General features: G+C 49.4%; 14 protein-coding genes. 11 read left to right on the top strand and 3 right to left on the bottom strand.

Features of this window, described 5'->3' with window-relative positions:
* The first annotated feature begins 11 nt into the window (after positions 1 to 11).
* From E0496_RS20440 to E0496_RS20410, 6 genes are all read left to right on the top strand, one after another.
* Positions 12 to 1,670 (top strand): type 2 periplasmic-binding domain-containing protein, encoded by a 1,659-nt coding sequence (locus E0496_RS20440; RefSeq protein ID WP_141503679.1) that lies wholly within the window; start codon positions 12 to 14, stop codon positions 1,668 to 1,670.
* A gap of 120 nt (positions 1,671 to 1,790) precedes the next feature.
* A complete protein-coding gene (locus tag E0496_RS20435; protein WP_338325868.1) occupies positions 1,791 to 2,948 on the top strand; it encodes an ABC transporter permease in 1,158 nt (385 codons plus the stop codon).
* A 14-nt stretch (positions 2,949 to 2,962) separates the two neighbouring features.
* Positions 2,963 to 3,883: a carbohydrate ABC transporter permease gene (locus E0496_RS20430; RefSeq protein ID WP_139993348.1), complete on the top strand. Its 921-nt coding sequence runs from the start codon at positions 2,963 to 2,965 to the stop codon at positions 3,881 to 3,883.
* A gap of 116 nt (positions 3,884 to 3,999) precedes the next feature.
* Positions 4,000 to 5,661: an extracellular solute-binding protein gene (locus tag E0496_RS20425; protein ID WP_421924331.1), complete on the top strand. Its 1,662-nt coding sequence runs from the start codon at positions 4,000 to 4,002 to the stop codon at positions 5,659 to 5,661.
* Between the two features lie 77 nt (positions 5,662 to 5,738).
* Positions 5,739 to 11,303, top strand: a complete 5,565-nt coding sequence (locus E0496_RS20420; RefSeq protein WP_141503678.1) for a X2-like carbohydrate binding domain-containing protein — start codon at positions 5,739 to 5,741, stop codon at positions 11,301 to 11,303.
* Positions 11,304 to 12,059: 756 nt separating this feature from the next.
* Positions 12,060 to 13,187, top strand: coding sequence for an SGNH/GDSL hydrolase family protein (locus E0496_RS20410; RefSeq protein WP_141503677.1), 1,128 nt, complete (start codon positions 12,060 to 12,062; stop codon positions 13,185 to 13,187).
* A 90-nt stretch (positions 13,188 to 13,277) separates the two neighbouring features.
* Here E0496_RS20410 and E0496_RS20405 read toward each other — a convergent pair whose 3' ends face one another.
* Positions 13,278 to 13,802 (bottom strand): GNAT family N-acetyltransferase, encoded by a 525-nt coding sequence (locus E0496_RS20405; RefSeq protein ID WP_241674912.1) that lies wholly within the window; start codon positions 13,800 to 13,802, stop codon positions 13,278 to 13,280.
* 483 nt (positions 13,803 to 14,285) lie between these two features.
* Positions 14,286 to 16,262 carry a beta-galactosidase trimerization domain-containing protein gene (locus E0496_RS20400; RefSeq protein WP_141503675.1) on the bottom strand — a complete coding sequence of 659 codons (1,977 nt, stop codon included), beginning with the start codon at positions 16,260 to 16,262 and terminating at the stop codon, positions 14,286 to 14,288.
* Between the two features lie 136 nt (positions 16,263 to 16,398).
* Here E0496_RS20400 and E0496_RS20395 point away from each other — a divergent pair, with 136 nt between their 5' ends.
* Together E0496_RS20395 and E0496_RS20390 are read left to right on the top strand one after the other, a co-directional pair.
* Entirely contained in the window at positions 16,399 to 17,271 is an 873-nt protein-coding gene (locus E0496_RS20395; protein ID WP_141503674.1) for an AraC family transcriptional regulator, read from the top strand.
* Positions 17,272 to 17,471: 200 nt separating this feature from the next.
* Complete coding sequence (locus tag E0496_RS20390) at positions 17,472 to 18,692, top strand: MFS transporter (protein WP_241674906.1); 1,221 nt, start codon at positions 17,472 to 17,474, stop codon at positions 18,690 to 18,692.
* On the opposite strand, the gene E0496_RS36930 is transcribed toward E0496_RS20390, so the two are convergent.
* Complete coding sequence (locus E0496_RS36930) at positions 18,676 to 18,798, bottom strand: hypothetical protein (RefSeq protein ID WP_277755871.1); 123 nt, start codon at positions 18,796 to 18,798, stop codon at positions 18,676 to 18,678. The genes E0496_RS20390 and E0496_RS36930 overlap by 17 nt on opposite strands.
* An 86-nt stretch (positions 18,799 to 18,884) precedes the next feature.
* On the opposite strand from E0496_RS36930, the gene E0496_RS20385 reads away from it, so the two are divergent.
* The 3 genes from E0496_RS20385 to E0496_RS20375 all read left to right on the top strand — a co-directional run bounded on the left by E0496_RS20385 (position 18,885) and on the right by E0496_RS20375 (position 23,830).
* Positions 18,885 to 20,627: a sensor histidine kinase gene (locus E0496_RS20385; protein ID WP_161601506.1), complete on the top strand. Its 1,743-nt coding sequence runs from the start codon at positions 18,885 to 18,887 to the stop codon at positions 20,625 to 20,627.
* Positions 20,624 to 21,991: a response regulator gene (locus E0496_RS20380; RefSeq protein WP_141503672.1), complete on the top strand. Its 1,368-nt coding sequence runs from the start codon at positions 20,624 to 20,626 to the stop codon at positions 21,989 to 21,991. The genes E0496_RS20385 and E0496_RS20380 overlap by 4 nt, the downstream gene beginning before the upstream one ends.
* A 198-nt stretch (positions 21,992 to 22,189) precedes the next feature.
* Positions 22,190 to 23,830, top strand: a complete 1,641-nt coding sequence (locus E0496_RS20375) for an extracellular solute-binding protein (protein ID WP_141503671.1) — start codon at positions 22,190 to 22,192, stop codon at positions 23,828 to 23,830.
* Positions 23,831 to 23,902: the final 72 nt, after the last annotated feature.

Genomic DNA, 23,902 nt, shown 5'->3' with positions numbered 1-23,902 from the left:
AGAGGATCAGGTTGAAGAGAGCAACGGTTGGCCTAGTGGTGCTTGTCACGTTCTTTGGCTTGCTGTTATCCGCATGCTCGCAGAGTAACGGAGCGGCAGAAACCGAAGTGGCCCAAGGGACAGGCAAAGCGCGGGCCTCTTCGGATAAGCCGGTGGAGATCAGTGTTTTTGCCCAACAGGATTTGGGCATTGATTTAAAAACAAATGATTTTAGCAGATTTCTGGAGGAGAAATTTAACGCAGCCTTCGACTGGGACGTTGTTTCCATGGATGGGGCCAGAGAGAAGCGGCAAATTTCACTGGCTAGCGGAGATTTTCCGGATGCATATATTTTGACGTCGTATATTGATCAGTTCTCGCAGTCCGATGTGCTGAAATATGGCAAGCAGGGCGTTTTTCTCCCGCTCAACGAGCTTATTGAGCAATATGCGCCAAACATTAAGGCAGCTATGGAGAAGGACCCCGTTCTGAAAGCTTTCAATACGGCCCCTGACGGTAAAATCTATGGTCTTGTCGCATACAGCGAATGCTTTCATTGCTCCTATCCGAACAAGATGTGGGTCAATACGAGCTGGCTGGATAAGTTAGGGCTTGAAATGCCCCGTACGACAGCGGAGTTTAAAGCGATGCTCGAAGCCTTTAAACAAGAGGATCCCAATGGCAACGGGCTTCCAGACGAGGTTCCGCTTACCGGCTCCATCGAAGATTTTGGCGTTCATATTATGCCTTACCTGATGAACGGTTTTATTTACGATGACGACCGCCAATATTTGTTCATGTCCAATGGCAAAGTGGATACGGTGGCCGATAAGCCCCAGTGGAAGGAAGGCATCGCCTTCATTAAATCGCTTTATGACGAGGGATTAATCGATCCGGGGGCTTTCATTCAAAATGCAGAGGCACTCAAAAAAATGGGGGACAATTCGGCAGAGGTTATCCTTGGGGCTGCCGCTGCCATGCATCCCGCTATTTTTGTAAGCGAGCGGACCAGGGATTATGCACCGCTGCCGCCGTTAACCGGGCCGTATGCTTCTTATGCTACTTTTGAGAGCTCGGGCATACAGCCGGGTGCGAAGTTTGTTATTACGAATAGAGCGAGCGCTGAGGCGCAAATTGCGTTAATTAAGATGGTGGATTATATGTATACGCCCGAAGGCCAAACGATGGCGCAAGCCGGACTTGAAGGAGTAGGCTGGAGGAAGCCTCAGGCTGGAGAAAAAGCGCTGGACGAGAGGCTTGAACCTAAGTTCTCCAATCTTATCCCGATAGAGAATGCGAAGCCGACGAATTCCGGCTGGAGCGGGATGGCGCATTTCTATATGCCAAGGGAGTATCGCGAGAGCTGGGTGGCGAGCCCCGACATCTATGCCACTGACGGTTACGAGCGCCGCCTTCGCGATGCGACGCTGCTGTATGAGGGGCATGAGCCGAAGGAGCTTTATCCCATGTGGAAGATGTGGATGGACCCGGAAGAAGCGGATGAGGCGGGCATACTCCAGACGAATCTTACCAATTACATTGACCAAAGCATGATTCAATTCATCACTGGCAATTTGGAGCTGGACAAGGATTGGGATAATTACGTGCTCGGGCTCCGCGGCATGCAGGTGGATCGTTACGTTGAGATCATGCAAGCTGTTTATGATCAATCGCTGGGCACGGATAAATAAAACGATAAATGTAAACTATGCCCTTACCACAAAGATAGCGACCAAGCATCTTTTTAATCAAACAGAGGTTATTCCAACAAGCAGCTTATGGCTTGTTGGAATAACCTCTGTTTTTTGTGCATGGTTGCCCGGCAGCACCGCGCGAAAACGGGAAATGTACGCCAGAACGGTGATTTGCCCCCCCTTAAATCGCCGATTTTGTACGTTAAAATACCCAAATGTACCTGTTGGGAAGTGGTCTTTTTCTACTATGATCAGTCGTATAGAAAGCGCTACCATACATCTGGGGCCAGCTACTTAGGGGGGATTGTTCTGGAAAAAGAAATTGTACTGAATAACAAGACGTTAAACAAAAAGGGTAAACGGAGCCTCGCAGACGAAGCGGTAATCAGCTTCAAAAAGCATTGGCAGCTGTACCTGATTGTCATACCGCCTGTGCTGTTTTTTCTAATCTTTAAATATTATCCGATGCTAAACGCGGTTCTCGCATTTAAGGATTACAACGTGATTAAGGGCATCTGGGGAAGCCCGTGGGTCGGCTTTAAGAACTTTCAGCTGTTCTTCGATAATCCGATGTTCTGGACGCTTGCCAAAAATACGATATTAGTGAGCGGATATTTGCTGCTGGCCGGATTTCCGATTCCGATCCTGCTCGCTTTGATGCTCAATGAAATCCGCAACGGACGCTTTAAGCGGCTTGTCCAGCTTGTGACCTTCGCGCCTTATTTCATATCCACGGTCGTTATGGTGTCGATTATTATGCTGTTCCTCGCGCCAAGGCTTGGATTTGCCAATGTAGCGCTCAATTATTTCGGCTTCGATTCGGTTAATTTCCTGGGTGAGGCGAGCATGTTCCGCTCCATCTACGTGTGGTCGGATATTTGGCAGACGGCAGGCTACTCCGCAGTCATTTATTTGGCCGCTCTATCGGGCATTGATCCGACGCTTTACGAGGCTGCGAAGGTGGACGGAGCGTCGCGCTTCCAGAAGATTGTCCACGTCGATTTGCCTGGCATTTTGCCAACGATCACCATCATCCTAATTCTTAATGTAGGCAGTGTCATGGCGATTGGCTTCGAGAAAATTTATTTGCTGCAAAATCAGCTCAACATCGTCAATTCCGAAATTATCGCGACTTACGTTTACAAAATAGGGCTTCTAAACGCGAATTACAGCTTCGCTACGGCAGTCGGCTTGTTCAACTCATTAATTAATCTCGTGTTATTGTTTACGGTCAATGGCTTGGCCAAACGGTTCACGAAATCAAGCATTTGGTAAAGGGGAGTGCGCCTATGGCATCGGCAAAAATAGCAATGCAGACACCAAAGAGACAGACCATCAAAGATTCGATGGGCGATCGGATATTCATGATTGTCATTTACACCATTCTGACGCTGGTTCTGATCGCGGTCATCTATCCGCTCATTTACATTCTTAGCAGCTCGATCAGCAGCCCGTCTGCGGTTACGTCAGGCCGCGTCTGGCTGTGGCCCGTCGATATTTCCTTCAAGGGCTTCAAGGTGTTGTTCGATACGCCGCAGATTATGCAGGGTTACGGCAATTCCTTGTTCTACACGGTAGCAGGGACGATGATCAGCGTCGTGCTTACCGTCATGATTGCGTATCCGATGTCGCGAAAATCATTTTTTGGCCGGACCGTCATCATGATGCTCATTACCTTCACCATGCTCTTTAGCGGCGGCTTAATTCCGACGTATATGGTCGTCAAGGAGTTTGGCATGATCGATTCGCGGTGGGCGCTGCTCATTCCGAATGCCGTCTGGGTATGGCAGGTGATTATTGCAAGATCCTTCTTCCAGAACTCGATTCCGGATGAGCTGTTCGAAGCAAGCGAGATCGATGGCTGCAGCGATATCCGGTTTATGCAAAGCGTTGTTCTTCCGTTATCCAAGCCCATTCTCGCCGTGCTTTTCTTGATGTATGGCGTCGGACAATGGAATGCCTACTTTGATGCCCTTATTTATTTGAAATCGTCTAATCTGTTTCCGCTTCAGCTGGTATTGCGCAGCATCATCATTATGAACAATAGCGCAAGCGTTACCGATGCGCTTAAGCAGGTGGAGAGACAGCAGCTGTCAGAGCTGTTGAAATACTCGCTAATCGTTGTAGCTACGCTGCCTGTCCTGATTATGTATCCTTTCGTGCAGCGTTACTTCGTACAAGGGATGCTGGTCGGTTCCGTCAAAGGCTAATGAGCCGCAGGGAGCGATACGGGAAAACAGCTAAGAGAGGAGGTGGTAGGTATGTAGCGTAAGCGATAGACCAGTTAAGGTTGACCCACCATAAATCGAAAAGGGAGCGAATTCAATTGAAAAAGAGACTAGTAAGCTTGTTGGCAATCGTTATGATGACCAGCGTGGTGCTTGGCGCTTGCTCGACAGATAACAAGCCTTCCAATGCTGCAACAAACAAGCCTCAAACGGAAGAGACGGGATCAACCGCACCGGTAGAGGTTAGCATTTTTGCCGTACAGGAGTCGAACATTGACCTGCCTACGAACAAATTTACCAAATTCGTTGAAGAAAAATTCAACATTAAGCTGAAGTTTGAATCGACGCCGCCGGATGGCGCGAAGGAAAAACGCCAGATTTCACTGGCAAGCGGCGATTATCCGGATGCCTACATGCTGCCGGGTTATATCGATCAGTTTACGCAAGCTGACGTAGTGAAGTATGGCAAGCAAGGGGTGTTGGTGCCTCTGAATGATCTTATTGAGAAGTATGCTCCTAACATCAAAGCAGCGATGGAAAAAGATTCTGATTTGAAAGCGTTTAACACAGCGCCGGATGGCAATATCTACGGTCTTGTCGCTTACAGCCAGTGCTTCCACTGTTCCTATCCGAACAAAATGTGGATCAATACGAAGTGGCTGGATAAGCTGCAGCTGGAAATGCCAAAAACACCGGAAGAATTCAAAGCGGTTCTGAAAGCATTCAAAACGCAAGATCCAAATGGCAACGGCATTGCGGACGAAGTGCCGCTCAGCGGTTCGACGGAGGATTTTGGCGTACGCGTCATTCCATTCCTCATGAACGGCTTCGTCTATGACGACGACCGCAACTACCTGAACCTGACAAATGGCAAGGTTGAGTCGGCAGCGCTTAAGCCGGAATGGAAAGAGGGCTTAACGTATATCAAATCCCTGTACGACGAGGGCTTGATTGATCCAGGCGCATTCGCGCAAAACGCGGAAGCATTCAAAAAAATCGGCGAAAACGGCGACGCTCAAATTCTAGGCGCCGGAGCCGGCATGCACCCTGCTATTTTCGTTAATATCGATGTAGGCAACAAAAACTCTGCGGATTACAATCCAGTACCGCCGCTGACAGGACCGCATGGCTCGTTCGCTACTCATGACGGCGGCGGCGTTGCTCCTGGCGCGAAATTCGTCATCACGAACAAGGCTTCGGAAGAACAACAAATTGCTCTTATTAAATTGGTTGATTACATGTTCACAGAAGAAGGACAAACGAACAGTGCTTCCGGTATGGAAGGCATTGACTGGAGAAAGCCGAAGGAAGGCGAAGTTGCGCTTGGAGAAGGCGTAGAGCCGAAGGTTGCAACGATTCCTGCGGTTGAAGGCGAAGCTCCTCGTAATGCAGGCTGGAGCGGAACGGCTCACTTCTACATGCCGAGAGAATACCGCGACAGCTGGGTTCAAGGCACGGATATTTATGATTCTGCCAATTACGAGCGCAGATTGTACCAAGCGACGCTTCAGTATCAAGGCCACGAGCCGAAGGAGCTATTCCCGCTTTGGGCGATTTGGATCGATAACGCCGAGGTTGACGAGGCGAGCATTCTACAAACGAATATCAAATCGTACATCGAGCAAAACGCGCTTCAATTCATCACGGGCAACAAAAGCCTTGAGAAGGATTGGGACGCTTACGTCAAAGGCTTGCAAGATCTGAAAATCAACCGTTACTTGGAGATTTTGCAAAAAGCATACGACCAATCGTTTAAATAAGGACAATTTCAAAGGATCAGGTTATTTATTGCGAGATAAAAACCTGATCCTATTTTACAACAAAAAGGAGATAAATAATGACGCAAATGATGAAGAAAACACGATTGTGGCTGCTTGTAATCGTTTTGTTGACGGCCCAGCTGGGCATTGTGCTGCCAAAGACAAACGTAGCGGAGGCGGCTAACAACGGCTTGGCCGCAAAGCCATACATGGGCTGGAGCAGCTACAGCCTCCAGGTGTTTACTGGAAATGGACAGTGGATTACCGCAGCGAACATTAAGGCGCAATCGGATGCCATGCATGAGAAGCTTCAGCCTTACGGCTACGAGTATATTAATATTGACGCAGCTTGGAACGGCGGAATGGACGGCTACGGCAGACCGATTCCGAGCACGACCTTGTACCCGAACGGGTTCCAAGAAGTCATCGATTATGTCCATGCCAATGGGCAAAAGATCGGGTTATATGGCATTCCCGGCCTATCACCGCAAGCGTATGATCAGGACTTGCCTATTTATGGCGCTCCAGGCTGCTCGATGCAGGACATTGCTGCGCAGCCGATTCAGGAATCGGATTATTGGGGTCTTGGCTACAAAATCGATTTCAATCAGCCTTGTGCCCAAAGCTATATTAATTCCATTGCGGACCTTTATGGCGAATGGGGCATCGACTTTCTGAAATTTGACAGCGTAACGCCGGGATCAGGCATTTCCGATCTGTCCCTAGATGCGCGCGATGACGTAAAAGCGTGGTCACAGGCGCTAGCTCCGCACAAGATCTGGCTTGAGCTTTCTTGGGCGCTTGACATCAAATACATTGATTATTGGAAAGAATATGCGAACGGCTGGCGCGTAGACTGGGATATTGAGTGCTATTGCGGCGACGGCGGCTTAACGACGTGGCCAAGCATTGCAAGATTGTTCCCAAAAGCGGAGCAATTCTGGCGTCATGCGGGTCCGGGCGGTTGGAATGATTTTGACTCGCTCAATATCGGAAATGGTGCGATGGACGGCATTACGCCGGACGAGCGTCGCTCGGCCATGTCATTCTGGGCGATCTCTTCCGCACAGCTGTACATCGGCAATGATATGACCAATCTGGATGAATACGGACTGGAGCTGTTAACGAACGAAGAGGTTATTGCTGTCAACCAAGCAGGACGGCCGGGACATCCGGTTTCGACAGCGACAGAGCAGCAGGTATGGTATGCGAATAACGGTGACGGAAGCTATACAGTGGGGCTGTTTAACCTTGGCAGCTCGGCGGCGACAGTGAATGTGAACTGGTCGGATATCGGCTTGACAGGTCCAGCTGCAGTACGCGATCTTTGGAGCCACGAGGACTTGGGTATTTTTAACACAGGCTACAGCTCGGTTGACCTGCCATCCCATGCCTCGCGCTTGTTCAAGGTCGTGGCGCAGAATGGAACGGTTACAGCTAACGATGATGATACCGGGTTTAAATACAATGGCGAATGGACGCGTAACGGCGGGCAGGAGCTAGCAGGCGACAAACAAAACTTAGTGATCCATGTAAGCGATACCACAGCGCAAAACAGCACGATTTCACCGGCAACGGCAAGCTTCAATAAGAAGACATCGGAGCAAGCCGACGTCTCCACCACAGTAACCTTGAACGGAAATACGCTAAGCAGCCTTTCGAATAACGGCGTAACGCTGACTCAGGGTACGGATTATACGGTGACTGATGATGTGGTTACAATAAAAAAGGAATATTTGGCGAATAGGCCCGTAGGGCTGACAAACCTGACCTTTGTGTTCAGCGGCGGGGCATCGAAGAGCCTGGCGGTGACGGTAAGCGACACGACTGTCCGCGATAGCGGCGTGACGCCAGCCACGGTCAGCTATGACCAAAAGCCGTCGGCACAAGCCGATATTACGCTGACAACTTCATTAAGGGGCAATGCCTTAACGGGTGTTGCGCATGAGGGAAATGCACTGACGGAAGGGGTGGATTATACCTTATCCGGAAGCCAGCTTACGCTTAAACAAGCCTTTCTGGCTTCACTGCAGACAGGCACGACAAAGCTAACCTTTACCTTTAACGCGGGAGCCGAGCAAAAAGTATCGTTGGTCGTAAGAGATACCTCAATTGGCGGCTCCATCTCGATTAATGACGACGATTCCTCCATTGTTTATACAGGGGGCTGGAACCGAAGCTACAACCGCGGACTTGGCGATTACAAGGACGATGTGCATTATGCTGAGGCCAACAACAACGATTATTTTGAATATACGTTTACTGGAACGGGCATTGAGTTCATCACGGAGCTTGATCCATCTCAAGGCGAGATGGACATTTACATCGACAATGAGTTCAAGCAAACGGTAAGCACTTATAATTTGGGCAGAATGGCGCAACAGCCGGTTTATAACATTACGGGACTTACAAACGGAGCACACACGCTTAAAGCAGTCAAAAAATCCGGCTACTTTATGCTGTTGGATAAGCTGCGGGTAAGCGTACCGGATTTAATCGGCGCAAGCACCGCAGCCTTTGATAAGGCGCAGCAGCAGCAAGCGGATCTTTCGGTAACAACTACGGGCGACGTTAGCGGCCTAAGCAGCATAACAAATGGTGCGGCGGCGTTGACAGCTGGTACTGATTATACGGCAGCGGGAAACACCGTTGTCCTTAAGAAGGAATATCTTGCCGCACAGCCTCTTGGCACAACAAGCTTGACTTTCGCTTTTAACGGTGGAGCAACGCAGACGCTTGCGATTGCCGTTAGCGATTCATCAGCAACGAACAGCGACATTACACCAAAAACAGCTAGCTTTGACAAAAAAGCGGCTGAGCAAGCCGATGTTGCCACGACGTTGACACTGAATGGAAACACGCTTAGCGGCATCACGAACGGCGCGACAGCGCTAGTTCAAGGCAGCCAGTATTCCGTTGCGGATGATGTAGTGACGATTCACAAGTCTTATTTGGCAGCATTGTCAAACGGAACCGCGAATCTGACCTTTGCATTCGATCAAGGGGAGTCGCAGACACTAACGATTACCGTTAGCGATTCTACGGGCGAAAGCAGCTCGATTATCCCATCGGCGCTTAGCTTTGACAAAAAGGCTGGGGCACAGGCAGATATTTCTACGAACGTGACCTTTAACGGAAACAGCTTGGTAGGAATTTTCGATGGAGCGACAGCGCTTCAAGCAGGCGACGATTACCTAGTGTCCGGCAGCCAGCTTACGATCAAGAAGGAATATTTGGCAGGCAAGCCAAACGGCATGACGAATCTTACCTTAACCTTCAGTGCGGGTGTTGACCAAACACTGGCGATTGCGGTTAGCGATACGTCCAGAGGCCGCTATGTGGCGATCAACAATGACGATAGCGAGATTTCGTACAAAGGCGCGTGGCAGCACGGCCGCAACCGCGGACTTGGCGATTACAAGGATGATGTTCATTATACGGAAAATAACAACGACTATTTTGAATACACGTTCAAAGGAACCGGCATTGAGCTCATCACAGAGAAGGAATCCGCACAGGGCAATATCGATATTTATGTGGACAACGTCTACAAGCAAACAGTGAGCACTTACAGTGCGAACAGACAGGTGCTGCAAACAGTATACAGCATCGATGGGCTTAACGATGGAACACATACGATCAAAGCTGTGAAAAAGTCAGGGTACTACATGCTTATCGACCAATTGAAGGTGAAAATAGCCGATATGATCAGTCCTGACGCAGCCGATTTCGATAAGACGGCACAATCGGATATTACGACGACATTAAGCATTGATGGCAGCAATCTTCTGAGCATTAAGAATGGCGGCACTGCTCTGTCAGCGGGCACCGATTATACGATTGCGGGCAATGCCATTACGATTAAAAAGGAATACCTTGCTACTCAACCGGATGGTGCAGTAAGCTTGGCTATTGCCTATAAAGGCGATTTCCAGAATGACTTGCATGGAACTCAAGCGAATGGGGATTATGTAGAGTTTACGTTTACCGGAACAGGCGTTGAGCTGCTTACTCCAAAATCAGCCTTGCAAGGCGATATCGATGTTTATATCGATGGCGTGCTTGAGGATACGGTAAGCGCGTACTATGCAAATCGACTTACGCAGCAAGCCGTATTCAGCATCTCAGGCTTGGCAAATGGCAAGCACACTCTGAAGGTTGTGAAAAAATCCGGCGACTACATGCTGGTCGATGGCGTGCGGTTCACTGTAGACGCAGCAACACTGCCATCGCCGACTCCGACGCCATCGGATGAACCGACAGCATCGCCATCAGCGGAGCCATCGGTATCTCCGTCAACGGAACCGTCAACATCACCGTCGACGGAACCATCGGCAACCCCGACGCCGGCATCAACTTCACCTTCTACGCCTGGCGGAGTTACGACTCCGCCTCCTGCAAAGGAGACGATTAGCATTGATGTGGGTTTAGGTAAAGCGGTCATTACGCGCACCACGCAAGCAGACGGCAAGAAACACGACGAGGTAGCTATGACGACAGAACAAGTCCGTAAAGCACTGGAGGGTTTAAGTGCATCGGGAGCTCAAGCCGTAAACATTGTCGTAGCAGATGCAAAGGATGAGGTTACGCAAACGAATGTGACACTGCCAAAGGAAGCAAATGCAGAGCTGGCCGCAGCTAAAATGGGCTTGGGCATAGCGACAGATCATGCCAAGGTTTTGGTGCCAAGCTCGTTATTCGAAGGGTTTTCGGATAGTCTTTACTTCCGTTTTGTACCGGTGAAGGAAGCGGCCAAGACGAAGGAAGTATCGGGCAGAGCGGGTAAAGAAGCCGTTATTAAGCTCGTGGCAGGCAGTAAAGGTGCAGAAGTAGTCGGCTACCCGGTAAGTATCGAAACGAACGTAAAGCATGGGGCGGTAACAGTTGTCCTTCCTTTGAAGGACGTTAAGCTGTCCGAGTCGGAGTGGAAGAACCTAGGCGTGTACATTGAGCACAGCGACGGCTCGAAGGAGCTGTTGAAAGGCGAAGTCGTAACGTTTAATGACAAGGGCGACAAAGGACTTCAATTTACAGTAACCGGGTTTAGCTTGTTCGCGCTGATTCATGTGCCAGGCTTGGCGGAATCGTCTTTCGATTCTGCATATATGAATGGCTATGAGGATGGTACCTTTAAACCGGATAAAAAAGTAACCCGTGCCGAAATTGCGGCGATTTTATCCCGTCTAGTCTCTCGCGAGGCTGTCTCGGCAGATATCGCATATGGTGACGTTGACGCATCGAATTGGGCAAAGGAAGCAATTTCGCAAGTAACCCAAATGGGCTTGATGAAGGGTTACGAAAATGGCAACTTTGGTGCAGCAAAGTCCATTACTCGCGGTGAAATGGCGAAGCTGGTCTCCACGCTAATTGGCAGCTCAGACAAAACCGGAGCAGGCTTTACGGATGTTGCGGACCACTGGGCAAAAGCTGACATTTTAAACGTGCAGGCAGCTGGCATCATTAGCGGTTATGCCGATGGCAGCTTTAAGCCAAATGGCGAGCTTACGCGCGCGGAAGCGACGAGCATTATGAACAAGCTGCTAGGCAGAGCCAAGCTGGGCAGTGCCTCGCAATCTCCATGGAAGGATGTACCGGGAACGCACTGGGCATTTGGCGATATTTTAGCAGCATCGGTGAAGTAGTACGAGCAAGGGAGCCTTCCTGCAACTGGGGGAGGGCTCTCTTCCATTTTTACCGAAGTGATGGGGTGGATCGGATTATACCACTAGAGTGTAGTGACAGAGAGTAGCCTTAGTAAACATTCTCAGCACTCAGCACTCAGTAAACAGTCTCAGTAAACAGCCTAGGTGAGTTGATCTAGTAAGTAATTCGAGTAAATGGCTCAGGCGACGGATAAAAGTAATTAATCTCAGTTAAAAGTTTTAGCCCGTAGCCCCACCCAACAAGTAGCTATGTTGTATTTTTGCAGCGTAGAGGCCCAGATGGTGCACTATCAGGTATGTATCCTGTAATTTGTGCAATATAGGTGCTTACATTTACGTCGAAATAGCCCCGAATGGGCAAAGTTAATACAATGGTACAACATAGGTGTGTTTAAAGGACAAATAAGAGCCAAGTTAGTGCAAATGTGCAGGATAGAGCTATCACGCGAGGGATCAGAAATAGGGAAGGCAATCTTAATAGTAATAGTAATAGTAATAGTAATAGTAATAGTAATAGTAATAGTAATAGTAATAGTAATAGTAATAGTAATAGTAATAGTAATAGTAATAGTAATAGTAATAGTAATAGTAATAGTAATAGTAATATGAGTAATAACAAAAACAGTACCAAGAGCAAAAAGGAATCAAAAACAATATTTCAAATAGTAGTTCAAATAAGTATGAGATCAGATAAAGGGAACAGGCCGATTAATTTAGGTGCGAAGGAGCAGCGACATGATTCAGGATAAAGAACAAGGCAGAAGGTATTTTCAGGTACGGCGAGGATTACCAAATATAGCTCGTAAGCTTGCCGGAGTTGACCCTATTGTTATCGCTTTTATAGGGGGTTCAATTACCGAGGGCTATGGCGCGTCTGAGCCGGATGAGACAAGCTGGCGGGCGTTGACGGGAAGCTACTTGAAGAAACGATACCCGCAAGGAACGGTGAGCTGCATAAATGCTGGGGTAGGAGGCACGACTTCCACCTTTGGTGCACATCGTATGGCGGAGCATGTTATGGCGAATGGTGAAATTGATTTGTTGTTTGTGGAATTCAGCGTCAATGACGGGGTAGACCGCAAAGAGTCGATTAGAGGGGTGGAGGGGATAGTCAGGCAATGCAGACGTTTATCCCCGCATGCTGATATTTGTTTGGTCTATACGGCGGCGGATAAAAACTTGTCAGTCGAAAGTCCATTTAACATAGCGGTTCATGAGGAGGTCGCCTCTCATTATGAGCTTCCTTCGCTTAACCTGGCGGCAGGCATTCGTGCGTTGATCCAGAAGGGAGAAATACGCTGGGAGGAGCTAGCTCCGGATTTAGTCCATCCGAATGATGCTGGTTATGCGCAGTATGCGATGTATGTGCAGGCTTTTTTGGAGGAGGTGCTTGCACAGCCGGTTACGAGCACCGTCTCTTCATTGACGATACCAAAGCCTTTGATTGTCAGGAATTATGAGTTTGGAGCGATGTTGGATGTAAGTCATGTGGAGCAGCAGAAAGGTTTTAAAATAACAGATGTTAAGCTGGAGCCGCTGATTAACTGGCGATATGACCTGAAGCATCTGTATACGGACAAGCCGGACGCACAATTTTCGTTCATTGCCTCAGGAAGAAGTACGGGGCTGCTGCTCCTATGCGGCCCGGACACAGGGATATTTGAGTATTCCTTAGACGGGTTAACCTTTCATGAAGTCAATTTGTTCGATGAATGGTGTCTGGGTGCATATCGGCCAATCATTGCGGTGTTTCCCCTTCAACCGGACGTTGTAAGAACACGTGTAATTATAAGGAATACTACGCAAAAGGATAATCGAAGCACGGGTACTTGTTTGCGGGTGTTGAAGCTACTGAGTAGTTGATTTTTTTATACTAGTTCCAGTATGGATGTCATTCTCCTAAAAACAAGGAGGGTATCGATTATGTGATCGCCTCCTTGTTATTCTGAAGACTTACTCAAAGAAAACACTCGAATACTCCACGATACCTGAAACTTCGTCAAGGGCCTTTTTTTGCAACTCAAGTGCCATAAAAACTTCATTTTCCACTTCGAAAGGCGCCTTAATGCTCCATAACGATGCCGACTGGAAGCCGAATTTAGAATAATATTGTGGGTGGCCCATGACGATAATGGATGAATGCCCAAGCTCTTTGGCTAACTCAATGGCTTTGACCATTAGAAGTTTTCCAATGCCCTTCTTCTGTTCATTTGGCAGTACAGATACAGGAGCCAGCGCCAGCGAGTCAGAGCTTTGTGCTTCGTTTTTTATTTTTATTTTGGATAAAAGTAAGTGGCCAACAATCTCATGCGCTCCGTTAATGGCAACTAGGGACAGCTCGGGAATGAACGCAGCGGCGTTTCGAAGTCGAGCTACCAACTGATGTTCGGTTTGGTCGCTGAACGCCATATCGGCAAACGCAAGTTCCACGACTTTTTCGGTTATTTTATAATCTCCCGGTCGTTCCTGTCTGATCATTATGCTCTTCACCATTAATCACTCCTTATGTGCTGCTGCTGGCTCATTTGTAGTTTGTCATATCAAGACTTCGACGAATTATCTTGTTCGCTATAGTATATTTTTCTATGAGTAAACTGAACTTTCCAGGGCGGGCGCGGGGTGCGCGCGAGACTGCCACTTCTAAGTTTAGCTGGAATTTCTCCCGTTAAAATAAGGGATTTTAGCCTTTCGAGGTTTTTAGTGGGAATTTCTCCTTCTAATACGGGGCAATTAGCTGGAATTCGGGATTATCGCTAAAATTAATGGGAGAAAATCCATCTAGTTCCCGCACGAGCGACTACGGCTAGTTTAACGGGAGAAATTCCAGCTAGCTCCCGGCACGAGTGAATATGGCTAGTTTAGCGGTTTAGCAGGGAAAATTCCAGCTAGTTTCACGCCAATATGAAAAATAATAAAAAAACCCCGCAACCGATAACCATCATCGGCAGCAGGGGCCAAATCTTAGAATTGAAGAACGACCATCTGGTGGCAGGACCACTGCGGTATGGTGTAGCTGACGATGCCGTTCTCTTGGCGGAACGGAAGCGTCGTGTTCTCGGGAGCCAGATATACCTCGCGCACCGGCTCGGCTGCGGCGATGGCTACTTCCGTATCGCGTAGCACGGGAATATCCTCTATGATTTCGACGTTTTGCCCTCTGCGAACGGGCGAGGCATAGAGCAAATGGTTGATCCAGCGATTGGAGCCGTTTTGCGCTTGCAGGGTGGTGACTCCCTGAGCAGGCAAATTTGTACGTAGCGTTTTGTTCGTCAACAAGCGGTCCAGCGCGAACAGAATGAACTCTTTGACGGGCAGGCTGCCCTTGAGCGCGTAATCCTCGAATACATTCCAAGCAACGTAAATGCCAGCTGGTCCTTCCGTCATGCCCGGTCCCGAATTTTCTAGATCGGAAGGGGTATGCTGATGCGAGCAGAAGGTGAACAGATCGCGGTTAAAGTAGCTGTTCTCTTTGCTTCCGAGAGCGGTACCGCCCGCCGATAGCTCAACATCCTGGCCTTCGGAATAAATAACGAATGAAGCATTTTGAAGCGTAGGCAGCTCAAAGTCTGGTTTGAAATAGGACGGCTTGAAGGATGAAACGCCCTTCCATTGCACGCCAAAGTCGAATGCAAAGCCAGCACCGTCAGTAGAGAGGCCAGATTGCCCTGTAGCAAGCAGCTTGCCGCCTTTAGCGACAAAAGCAGCAAGCTTTGCTTGGATTTGCTCTGTGATTAGGATAGCGTCAGGCAAAATCACGACTTTATATGGGCTTAAATCAGCCTGCGTATCGACCACATCAAACAGATAATTTCCTTCAAGCAATATCCGTACGGCGCCAGTGTCTGAATGCTTGCTGTTCTCGTCGATCGCGGTGCCACCCTCGTCATTGGAAGCCGCCTCGACGGACAATAAAGCGATATCCGAAATAGCGGTTACCTCGCGGCACCACGCTTCCTTGGCTTCCACTTCCTTATAGGCTTCGCCGATTAAGGCATAGGTCGCATGATCCATAAAGCCTACCGGGTGCAACTGGTCCCCGATGGAGCAGCGTGCCCCGTTGGCAAGGCTTAAAGCGGCTTCGTACCGCAAGGCGTTAGGATGCTTAAACCCGCCGAACTCGCCCCATGAAAGATGGAATTTTCCTGTCATGCCGAGATAATCCATGCCCAGCGTTTGAGCGTAGCGCGCAGAGAGCGGGAAGTGGTCATAGCCCCAGCCGCCGGTAGGAAGGGATTCAAGCTCCAAATGGGTATTCACATGGGCGAGATCACGACGTCCCCGAGCAACGTGGCTGCTGTTATGGTAGACAGGAAGGCCAGGCTTGATGTCGTGGACGGCATCATTCATTTTTTTCGTATAGTTGAAATACGTCTCTTCCCACATTTGCTTCATGTCGCTTAATTGGCGCGGATCGGAGCCGCGTCTGCGAATTTCGGCCACGCAATATTGGCAGTAGCACTCGCGAACGTCAACGATATCAAGGAAAATGCCGTCTGCATCATAGTTCGTCACCACTTCTTTCACTTGCGCGGCGAGGACATCAACATAGGGTGTATTCATGCAAAATTGGTGATAACCGGGTGTCATAAAGTTGGGCGACCAGTTGGTTTTTTCGTTTTGATCACGGATTAGCCACTCAGGGTGCGTACGCGCAAGCTTCTCATCAAGCCCGGCGGATAAGTAAACAGGCGTGTTTACCCCAATCTCGTGTGCGGCTTCAATTTGGGCTCCCAGCAGATCAAACGAAAGATGCGGATGCATTTCATTCGCGGTCGAAGGATGATAAGCCCAGCCATGATGGCATTTGGAGAAAACGGTAATGGAGTCAACGTGGCCAAGCTTCAGCATGTCCTGAAATTGCTGTTTGGAAAATTGGCTGCCAATGCCCTTAATGGCTTCGGATGTATGGAAATCGAGATGAACCTGACGGAATTTCATACTTGCTGCCTCCTTATGATTACATGTTAATATAAGATTATATCTACCACTGTAATGGAAGAGAGTTCATGATACATCCGACAATTTCGACTTTACATAGTACGATTTCTGTTTTTATAAGAAGGAGAGATAGGCGATGCAAGTGCTTGAACTACAGGTCCCGCCGTTTCCGCTGCTGGCGGCTATCGGCTATTCGCTTTGGCAGCCTGGCGTGCTCCATGCAGAGCGTCAATTTGAGGTGTTTGATTTGGTCGTGTGTACCAAAGGAGCACTCTATATGGAGGAGGACGATATCGCCTACGATATTCATCAAGGGATGATGCTGGTTCTGGAGCCGGGGAAGACTCATCGCGGCTATCGGCCAACGGATAGGGAAACCGAGGTGTATTGGATTCACTTTCAATATCCGTTATCCAACCAACCGATTCTTATCGAAAAAAACAATTGGCAGCAGCCGCTGCTGCAGCGTACGGACCAGGATATTGAGCCTCATCCTGCTACGGTCGATATTCCCAAATTTGCCGAGGTTGATCTGCGAATTCTCCTTCCGCTGCTGGACCGCATGCTTGAGCTTCATCAGGTGCTGACAAAGCAGCGTTCCTTCGAGCTGCATGTTTTGCTGGGGCAATTTTTTGTGCAGCTGCAGAATGGGATGCGTCAGAACAGCCCGCAGGCCCGTTCGTATATTTTGAGCGAGAAGGTAGCGGCTTACCTAGCAGCCGAACTGGAGCATCCGTTCGATTCTGGACAAATGGAGCGCGAACTGCATTATCATTTTGACTATCTGGCCCGCTGCTTAAAGCAATATACGGGGATGAGCCCGATGCAGTACCGGCATCACTTGCAGGTGGAGCGCGCGAAGCGGCTGCTTGCCCATACGGAGCTGCCGCTTAAGGAAATCGGGGGCTTGTGCGGAATTGCGGATAACAATTATTTTACCCGGTTATTTAAGCGCCAAACGGCACTCACGCCGGGCGAATACCGGAAGCAATATCAGGTGTTTCGATAGGGTTCGGCGTGGATTCCGGAAGAGAGCGATTCTAGGCTCAAAAAACGCCGTTACGCTTCATTAGGCGCAGTCAGCAGGAGGTTTCCTTGTTTTATCTCTAAGGGGCGGTTTTTGAACAAATGGTAAAGGAGGCGTATAGTGGGTAATAGTGAAAATAGGCCGGAAAAATAGTTTACGTCGCACAGGGGAGGTGGCCATCCGTGGAACCGTGGAAACGTACCATGTGGATCCTATGGTTCGGAGTTCTTTTTTGCAGCTCAAGCTATACGATGTCGGTGCCATTTCTGCCGCTCTTTCTGTTTGACCTCGGAGTGCCGGAGAGCTCGGTCAATTTATGGGCAGGCATTGTCCATTCCTCCGCCTTTCTTGTAGGTGCCGTCATGGCCCCCTTATGGGGGCTGCTTGCGGACAAATACGGGAAGCGGAAAATGGTCATCCGGGCGGGGCTCAGCCTAGCCATTATTTACGCCTTGATCGCTTTCGTCCAGACGCCATGGCAGCTTGTCGGCGTTCGCATGCTGCACGGCTTCGTTGGCGGCTTCGTTCCCGCATCGATGTCGATCGTAGCCTCCGTTGCTCCGAAGGAAAAGCTGGGCTGGAGCCTCGGCATGATGCAGGCCGGCACGATGACCGGCGGCATTCTTGGCCCGTTGTTCGGCGGGCTGCTCGCGGAGGCTTTCGGTCTCCGCAGATCGTTTGTTGTGGCAGGATTTATCATTCTTGCAGCCACCATAGCGGTTGTAGTGTGGGTAAAGGAAGGCAAAGCGGAGCCGGCAGATACAGTCGCCGCAGGGAAGAAGCGCGTGCAGCCGGTCACGTACCGAATGGCATTCCGCAACCGTGCGCTGATGAGCATGCTGGCTTTGCTAGCGATCTTCCAGCTGTCGGTCAATATGATACAGCCGCTGCTTACGCTGCATATCGCCAAGCTTCAAGGCGGCTTGCAGGGGGCCGTGCTGTCCGCCGGCTTCGTGCTTTCTCTTATCGGAATCGCGGGAATACTCGCTTCCCCGGTCTGGGGCAGGCTCGGCGAGCGGAGAGGGTATTACCGCATTCTCGTGATTTGCTTGTTATGCGCGGGTCTCGTTGTCAGCACGCAGTTTTTCGTCCAAAGCTTATGGCTGTTCGCCATCGTGCAGTTCATATTCGGACTGTTTATGGCGGGGATCGCGCCAATCGTCAATACGCTTGTCGTGCAAAGCACGGATGAGCAGTTCCGAGGCAGATCGTTTGGCCTGACGACGAGCGCGAATCAGTTCGGTGCAATGCTAGGACCGCTCATCGGCGGCTTGCTGGGGCTAGCTGTGGGCATTAATTGGATCTTCGTCGCAACGGGAATGATTATGGTGGCGGCAGGGATCAGCGTATGGCTGAAGCGAAGGTATGAGCTTGGACAAGCATCGGTTACCAACCGGGGATAAGCAGGATAATCTCCGCAAACAAGGAAAGGCCTTGCCGAATGGCAGGGCCTTTTTTGTCCTGTCCGATTGGCAGGGACTTTTTGCCCTGTTCCATAGGCAGATTCATTGCTGCAGCATGACAAGAAAATACTCATGCAGACAAATTATGATATAGTGTGGTTGTTCAAAATAAATCTCGAGCAGGTGAAAGTCATGGATGAGAAAGAAGGCTCTTATGTGAAGCGGCTATTCGGCTGGGATACGCTGCGCGGCCAGCTGTACTGGACGCTGCTTATCAGCTCCGTTATACCGCTCGTGCTGGTCGGGCTATTGACGGTGTACTCGATCTACAATATTTTGTATAACAAAATTGAAAAGGGCATCGAGCAAAACTTGCAGCGGGTAAGCGGCTCTTTGGAGGAAACGTTGGGCAGCCTCTATGACGTGTCTCAGCAAATGTCTTATCAAGGCTTTGTAGGGCAGGATGTGGAGGCGCTGCAAACGAGTGAGGACAATTATGAAAAATCGCAGCTGATTTCTGCCATTCAACGCAATATGGGAATTCTGAACGCATCGAATCCAACGATTGGATTAGTGTTTTATTACGATACGACTACGGGAGAAATCCAGTACAACAATTATATCACTAGAAATCTTCACCCCAATTTCGACGAATTGCCGAAGCTCTCCGTTAAATCCGACCATATCTTCAATGGTCCGCACTTAACTCTTTATAAATACAACGACATTTCTGTATTCTCCATCGTGCGAAGCGTTGGCGGCATCACAGATCCCAATAACCCACTGCTCGTGTATGCGGAAACCAATGTGAAGGTTATCCAAAATATACTGAACAAGGAGCAGTACGGGATGAATGTATCCCATTTGCTTATGAATAACGACGGTACCGTTCTCTTTAGCGACAAGCCGGAGCTGACGCCAATTGGCAGCTCCTATGATGCAGAAGTGATGGCGCGATACTATTTTCACGAGGTGACGGGCAGTCAGGGGTGGCGGCTTGGCGTATTTATCGAGAAAGGGGAATACCAGAAAGAGATTCGCGATTGGTTCGTCAAATACGCTTTCATCGTCGTGCTGGGGCTGCTGATCAGCATCTGGTCCGCCTTTCGGACATGGAAGGTCGTGATTGCGCCGCTACACCGCATTCGCAAGGGGATATCCGCCTTTATCAGCCAGGAGCCTAACGATTATTTTCAAATGACAGGCCTGCGGGAATTTGATTTTCTCATTCAAAACTTTAACGACATGCAGTTCAAAATTCAGGATTTGATCAAAGAAGTAGCGAAGGAAGCGAGCGAGAAGCAGGAAATCGAGATGGAGAAGCTGATGGCCCAAATCAATCCGCACTTTCTGTACAATACGCTCAATACGGCCCAGTGGCTGGCACGGTTGAAGGGACAGCACGAAATCGATCGTTTTTTGTCGTTGTTCACGAAGGTGCTGAAGTACAATTTGGCGAAGGATGGCACCATCGTGACGCTGAAGGATGAGATGGACTCCTTAAATGATTACATCGAGCTGCAAAAAATTAGATACGATTTCGAGTTTGATGTGCGCTACTTCATCCCGGAGCCGTTTCTGGAAACGCCGCTTCCGCGCTTTATTTTGCAGCCTATCGTCGAGAATGCGCTTTACCACGGCATGATGGACGAGAAGGGAATCATAGAAGTTACCGCACAGGAGCAGGGTGGCATGCTGGTTCTTAGGGTCAAAGATAACGGCAACGGGATCAGCCCTGAGAAAATCAAGGAATTATTGGAGTCGGATACGCGCAAAAATAATATATCAGGTCTGGGCATCGGCCTTAATTATGTCGTGCGGACGCTGAGCAGCTTTACTGGCGGTGCCAGCGAACTGAAAATAGACAGCAAAATAGGGGAAGGCACAGTCGTGTCGATTCATATGCCCATTCCAAAGGAGGCGGCCGAGCAATGAAGGTCATCATTGTAGACGATGAGAAGCTGGTCAGGCGCGGATTAATTTCAATCATGCCCTGGGAAAAATATAACATGGAGGTCGTCGGCGAAGCCGGCAACGGGAGAAAGGCGCTGGAGCTGCTGGAGACGCTTGAAGTTGATCTCGTTTTTACCGATTTGATGATGCCGGAGATGTCGGGCTTTGAGCTGATGGAGGAAATCAACGCAAAATATCCGGCCAAATCAATCGTCGTTTTGTCCTGCCATGAGGAATTTGCGTTTGCCCAGAAAGCGATCCGAATGGGCGCTATCGATTATATCGTCAAAAACGATCTGGAAACCGACGTCATGGATGATGTGCTGGAACGCATTGCGCACAGCTATGAGGATAAGGTGAAAATACGGACCTCGCCGGAAGCAAAGGTATTCGACAGGGTCATGGTTGTTCTCAAGCTTGGAGACGATGAGAAGGCGAGCCAATTGGTTGAAAAGCTTTCTGCGGGCCATGTGATTCACTATTTGGAGAGGCATTGCTGGTTTATCTCGCTGGATGGTCTCGGTGAAGCAGCGGAACAATCATTGATTAACGATATTAAACTAGCCAACTGCCTGCCTGTGCTGGTACATGGCTTAGGCCATATGCCGCTAGGCGATACGGTAGACAAGCTGCATGGCTATCTCGCTACAGGCTTATTATACGATTATACGAAAATGGTCACCTTCTGGGAGTGGAAGGCGGACGAGGAGAAGGAGCCGCTGGAGCCGGAGAAGGAGAAGCTCGGCTCTCGGTGGAACATGCCGGAATGGATCTATAGCAATGGGGCGTATGAGGCATTAATGCAGGATACGGCGGCGATGAGATTACCGATGAGCGAGCTGAAGAGCCTGCTGTTCCCTGCCTTTCTTGAGAACGGCCGCTGGCTGCTGATGCTCGAATGGTCGATGCAGCTCATTTTCCGCTTGGAGCCGCTTCGCATGTGGGAGGAATGGAGAGCCGTGCTGGATGAAGAGCGGAATAAGCTTCGCAGCATTGTATGCAAGACCAAGTATAGCGACGATATTTTAAGGGTCATTTATAAAGCGATCCGTTATATGCATGAGCAGGAAGAGATGGATTTCAGCCAAAATGAGATCGCGGGCATTGCCAATATGAGCCGGACGTATTTCAGCCAATGCTTCAAAAACGTAACCGGAAAGTCGTTCAATGATTACGCTACCGAAATTCGGATGTCCAAGGCGCAGCAGCTGCTGGTGCACACGAATACGCCCATTTATCAAATCGCGCAGCTTGTCGGCTTCAAGGACGAGAAGTATTTCAGTAAGCTTTTTTTGCAGGAAATCGGTGTGCTGCCCTCAGACTTTCGAAATCGAGGAACGGTATAGGCGAGGGGCGAAGAGAAAATGTGAGGTAAGAAGTTTGTCAGCCGGAACGTGGATTATTGTTGCTGGCTGCAAATCAGCATGATGAAAGCGGATACGAAATCACACCTACTTGTGAACATCGTTCTGACCCTTACATCCGCCGAACGGCCTTATACTGGGGATGTAAACATTAAACGATATGCAGGGGGATAAGCAGAAATGAAAAAAACATTAGGCATACTGATTGTTTGCGCACTGATGGTACTGACTGCATGCTCAGGAAATAACGGAAACGCGAATAGCGGCAGTACGAATACGGGCGGGAATAGTTCTACGGGAGGCACGACTGAACCGGCCGATCCCTATGCGCCGATGACGGAAACGGTGACGATAAGCATCGGGAAGGAAGCGGCGGTTGATCCGAAGCTGCCAAGCGGCTCGACAATTGAAGACAATGAGCTGACTCGCTATTTTGCAGAGAAGCTGAACGTGAAATATACGAATGAATGGCAGGCGACAACCTCGGGAGACGCCTATATGCAGAAGGTCGGACTAACGCTGTCTACCGGCGACATCCCGGATGTCATGACCGTAGACAAGCAGCAGCTTGTTCAACTGGTAAACGCAGATTTGGTTGAAGACCTGACGGCAACGTATGACAGTTTCGTATCGCCGGCGCTCAAAGCGGCTTATGATTCTACGGACGGCTACAGCCTTGCATCAGCAACATTCGATGGCAAGCTTATGGCTTTCCCTAACGTCAGCCCAGGTGCGGATGCGCAAAACCTGCTGTGGATTCGTCAAGACTGGCTGGACGAGCTTCAGCTGGAAGTTCCGCAAACGATGGATGACATTATTAACGTAACGAAAGTGTTTATGGACAAAAAAGGGTCCGTGGGTCTCTTGGGCAACCAGGTGATCGTCAACATCGGAACGAGCGTATTTGGCTTCGATTCCATCTTCAGCGCTTATAATGCGTACCCGCAGCTTTGGACCGAGGATGCGAGCGGCAATGCGGTTTACGGCTCGATTCAGCCTGAGGTGAAGGACGCTTTGGGCAAAATCAGAGGCTGGGTGAAGGAAGGCGTAATTGACAAGGAGTTTGCCGTTAAGAAGGGCGAGCAGGTGAATGAGCTGGTTGTTAGCGGTAAAGCTGGCATTTTCTTCGGACCATGGTGGCTGCCGTTTGGCATGCTGGCGGATTCCGTCGCACAGGATTCCAAAGCGGAATGGGTATCTTACCTGTCCCCGCTCGGTACCGAGGGGAAAATGAATACGCATATGGGTTCTCCTACGACAAGGTATTTGGTTGTGAAGAAAGGCTTCAAGCACCCCGAAGCGGTTTTGAAAACGTTGAACATGCAATTTGATGCCGATCAGCTGCAAGGCGAGGGCATCGTGGAGAAGGATGATTTCAGCTGGATGAACATGCCTTTCTCCCTGCTTGTAAGCAACTACGACGATAAAGAGAAGAAAGCTAAGCTCGTTCAAGACGTCATTGACGGCAAAGGGAACGCAGATACATTGCAAGGCGAGACCAAGCAAATTTACAATTCTTACTTGAAGGATAAAGAAAATCCGAAAAAGGATTTGGCCGCTTGGTCGCAAAGACACGCATTTCTGACTGGCGCACTGCCGCTCGGCCAGGATGACAAAATCAACCGCAAGGTCGGCATCTATTACGATCAAACGGACACAATGCGCACCAAATGGGCGAATCTTCGCAAGCTGGAGGATGAAACGTTCCTGAAGATTATTATGGGCAATGAGCCGCTGGAATCGTTTGATACGTTCGTAGACAAATGGAAGTCGCAGGGCGGCGACAAAATTACAGAAGAAATCGCTGAAGCAGCGAAGTAAAACAAGCAGTGCACCGGAATTGGGCGAATCGCAAGCAGGAACGCCCAGTTTCGGTGAAATTAGAGTTTGCTT

Source organism: Paenibacillus luteus (genome assembly GCF_006542765.1).
GTDB classification, from domain to species: domain Bacteria; phylum Bacillota; class Bacilli; order Paenibacillales; family Paenibacillaceae; genus Pristimantibacillus; species Pristimantibacillus luteus.
The sequence above is the reverse complement of the archived record's forward strand: the minus strand, read 5'-3'. Positions and strand labels throughout refer to the sequence as shown.

Excerpts from the sequence above, each read along its gene's own strand:
- E0496_RS20430 (WP_139993348.1), top strand. The coding sequence starts at position 2,963 with ATGGCATCGGCAAAAATAGCAATGCAGACACCAAAGAGACAGACCATC.
- E0496_RS20410 (WP_141503677.1), top strand. The coding sequence starts at position 12,060 with ATGATTCAGGATAAAGAACAAGGCAGAAGGTATTTTCAGGTACGGCGA.
- E0496_RS20380 (WP_141503672.1), top strand. The coding sequence starts at position 20,624 with ATGAAGGTCATCATTGTAGACGATGAGAAGCTGGTCAGGCGCGGATTA.
- E0496_RS36930 (WP_277755871.1), bottom strand. The coding sequence starts at position 18,798 with ATGAATCTGCCTATGGAACAGGGCAAAAAGTCCCTGCCAATCGGACAG.
- E0496_RS20420 (WP_141503678.1), top strand. The coding sequence starts at position 5,739 with ATGACGCAAATGATGAAGAAAACACGATTGTGGCTGCTTGTAATCGTT.
- E0496_RS20395 (WP_141503674.1), top strand. The coding sequence starts at position 16,399 with ATGCAAGTGCTTGAACTACAGGTCCCGCCGTTTCCGCTGCTGGCGGCT.
- E0496_RS20435 (WP_338325868.1), top strand. The coding sequence starts at position 1,791 with ATGGTTGCCCGGCAGCACCGCGCGAAAACGGGAAATGTACGCCAGAAC.
- E0496_RS20375 (WP_141503671.1), top strand. The coding sequence starts at position 22,190 with ATGAAAAAAACATTAGGCATACTGATTGTTTGCGCACTGATGGTACTG.
- E0496_RS20405 (WP_241674912.1), bottom strand. The coding sequence starts at position 13,802 with ATGATCAGACAGGAACGACCGGGAGATTATAAAATAACCGAAAAAGTC.
- E0496_RS20385 (WP_161601506.1), top strand. The coding sequence starts at position 18,885 with ATGGATGAGAAAGAAGGCTCTTATGTGAAGCGGCTATTCGGCTGGGAT.
- E0496_RS20400 (WP_141503675.1), bottom strand. The coding sequence starts at position 16,262 with ATGAAATTCCGTCAGGTTCATCTCGATTTCCATACATCCGAAGCCATT.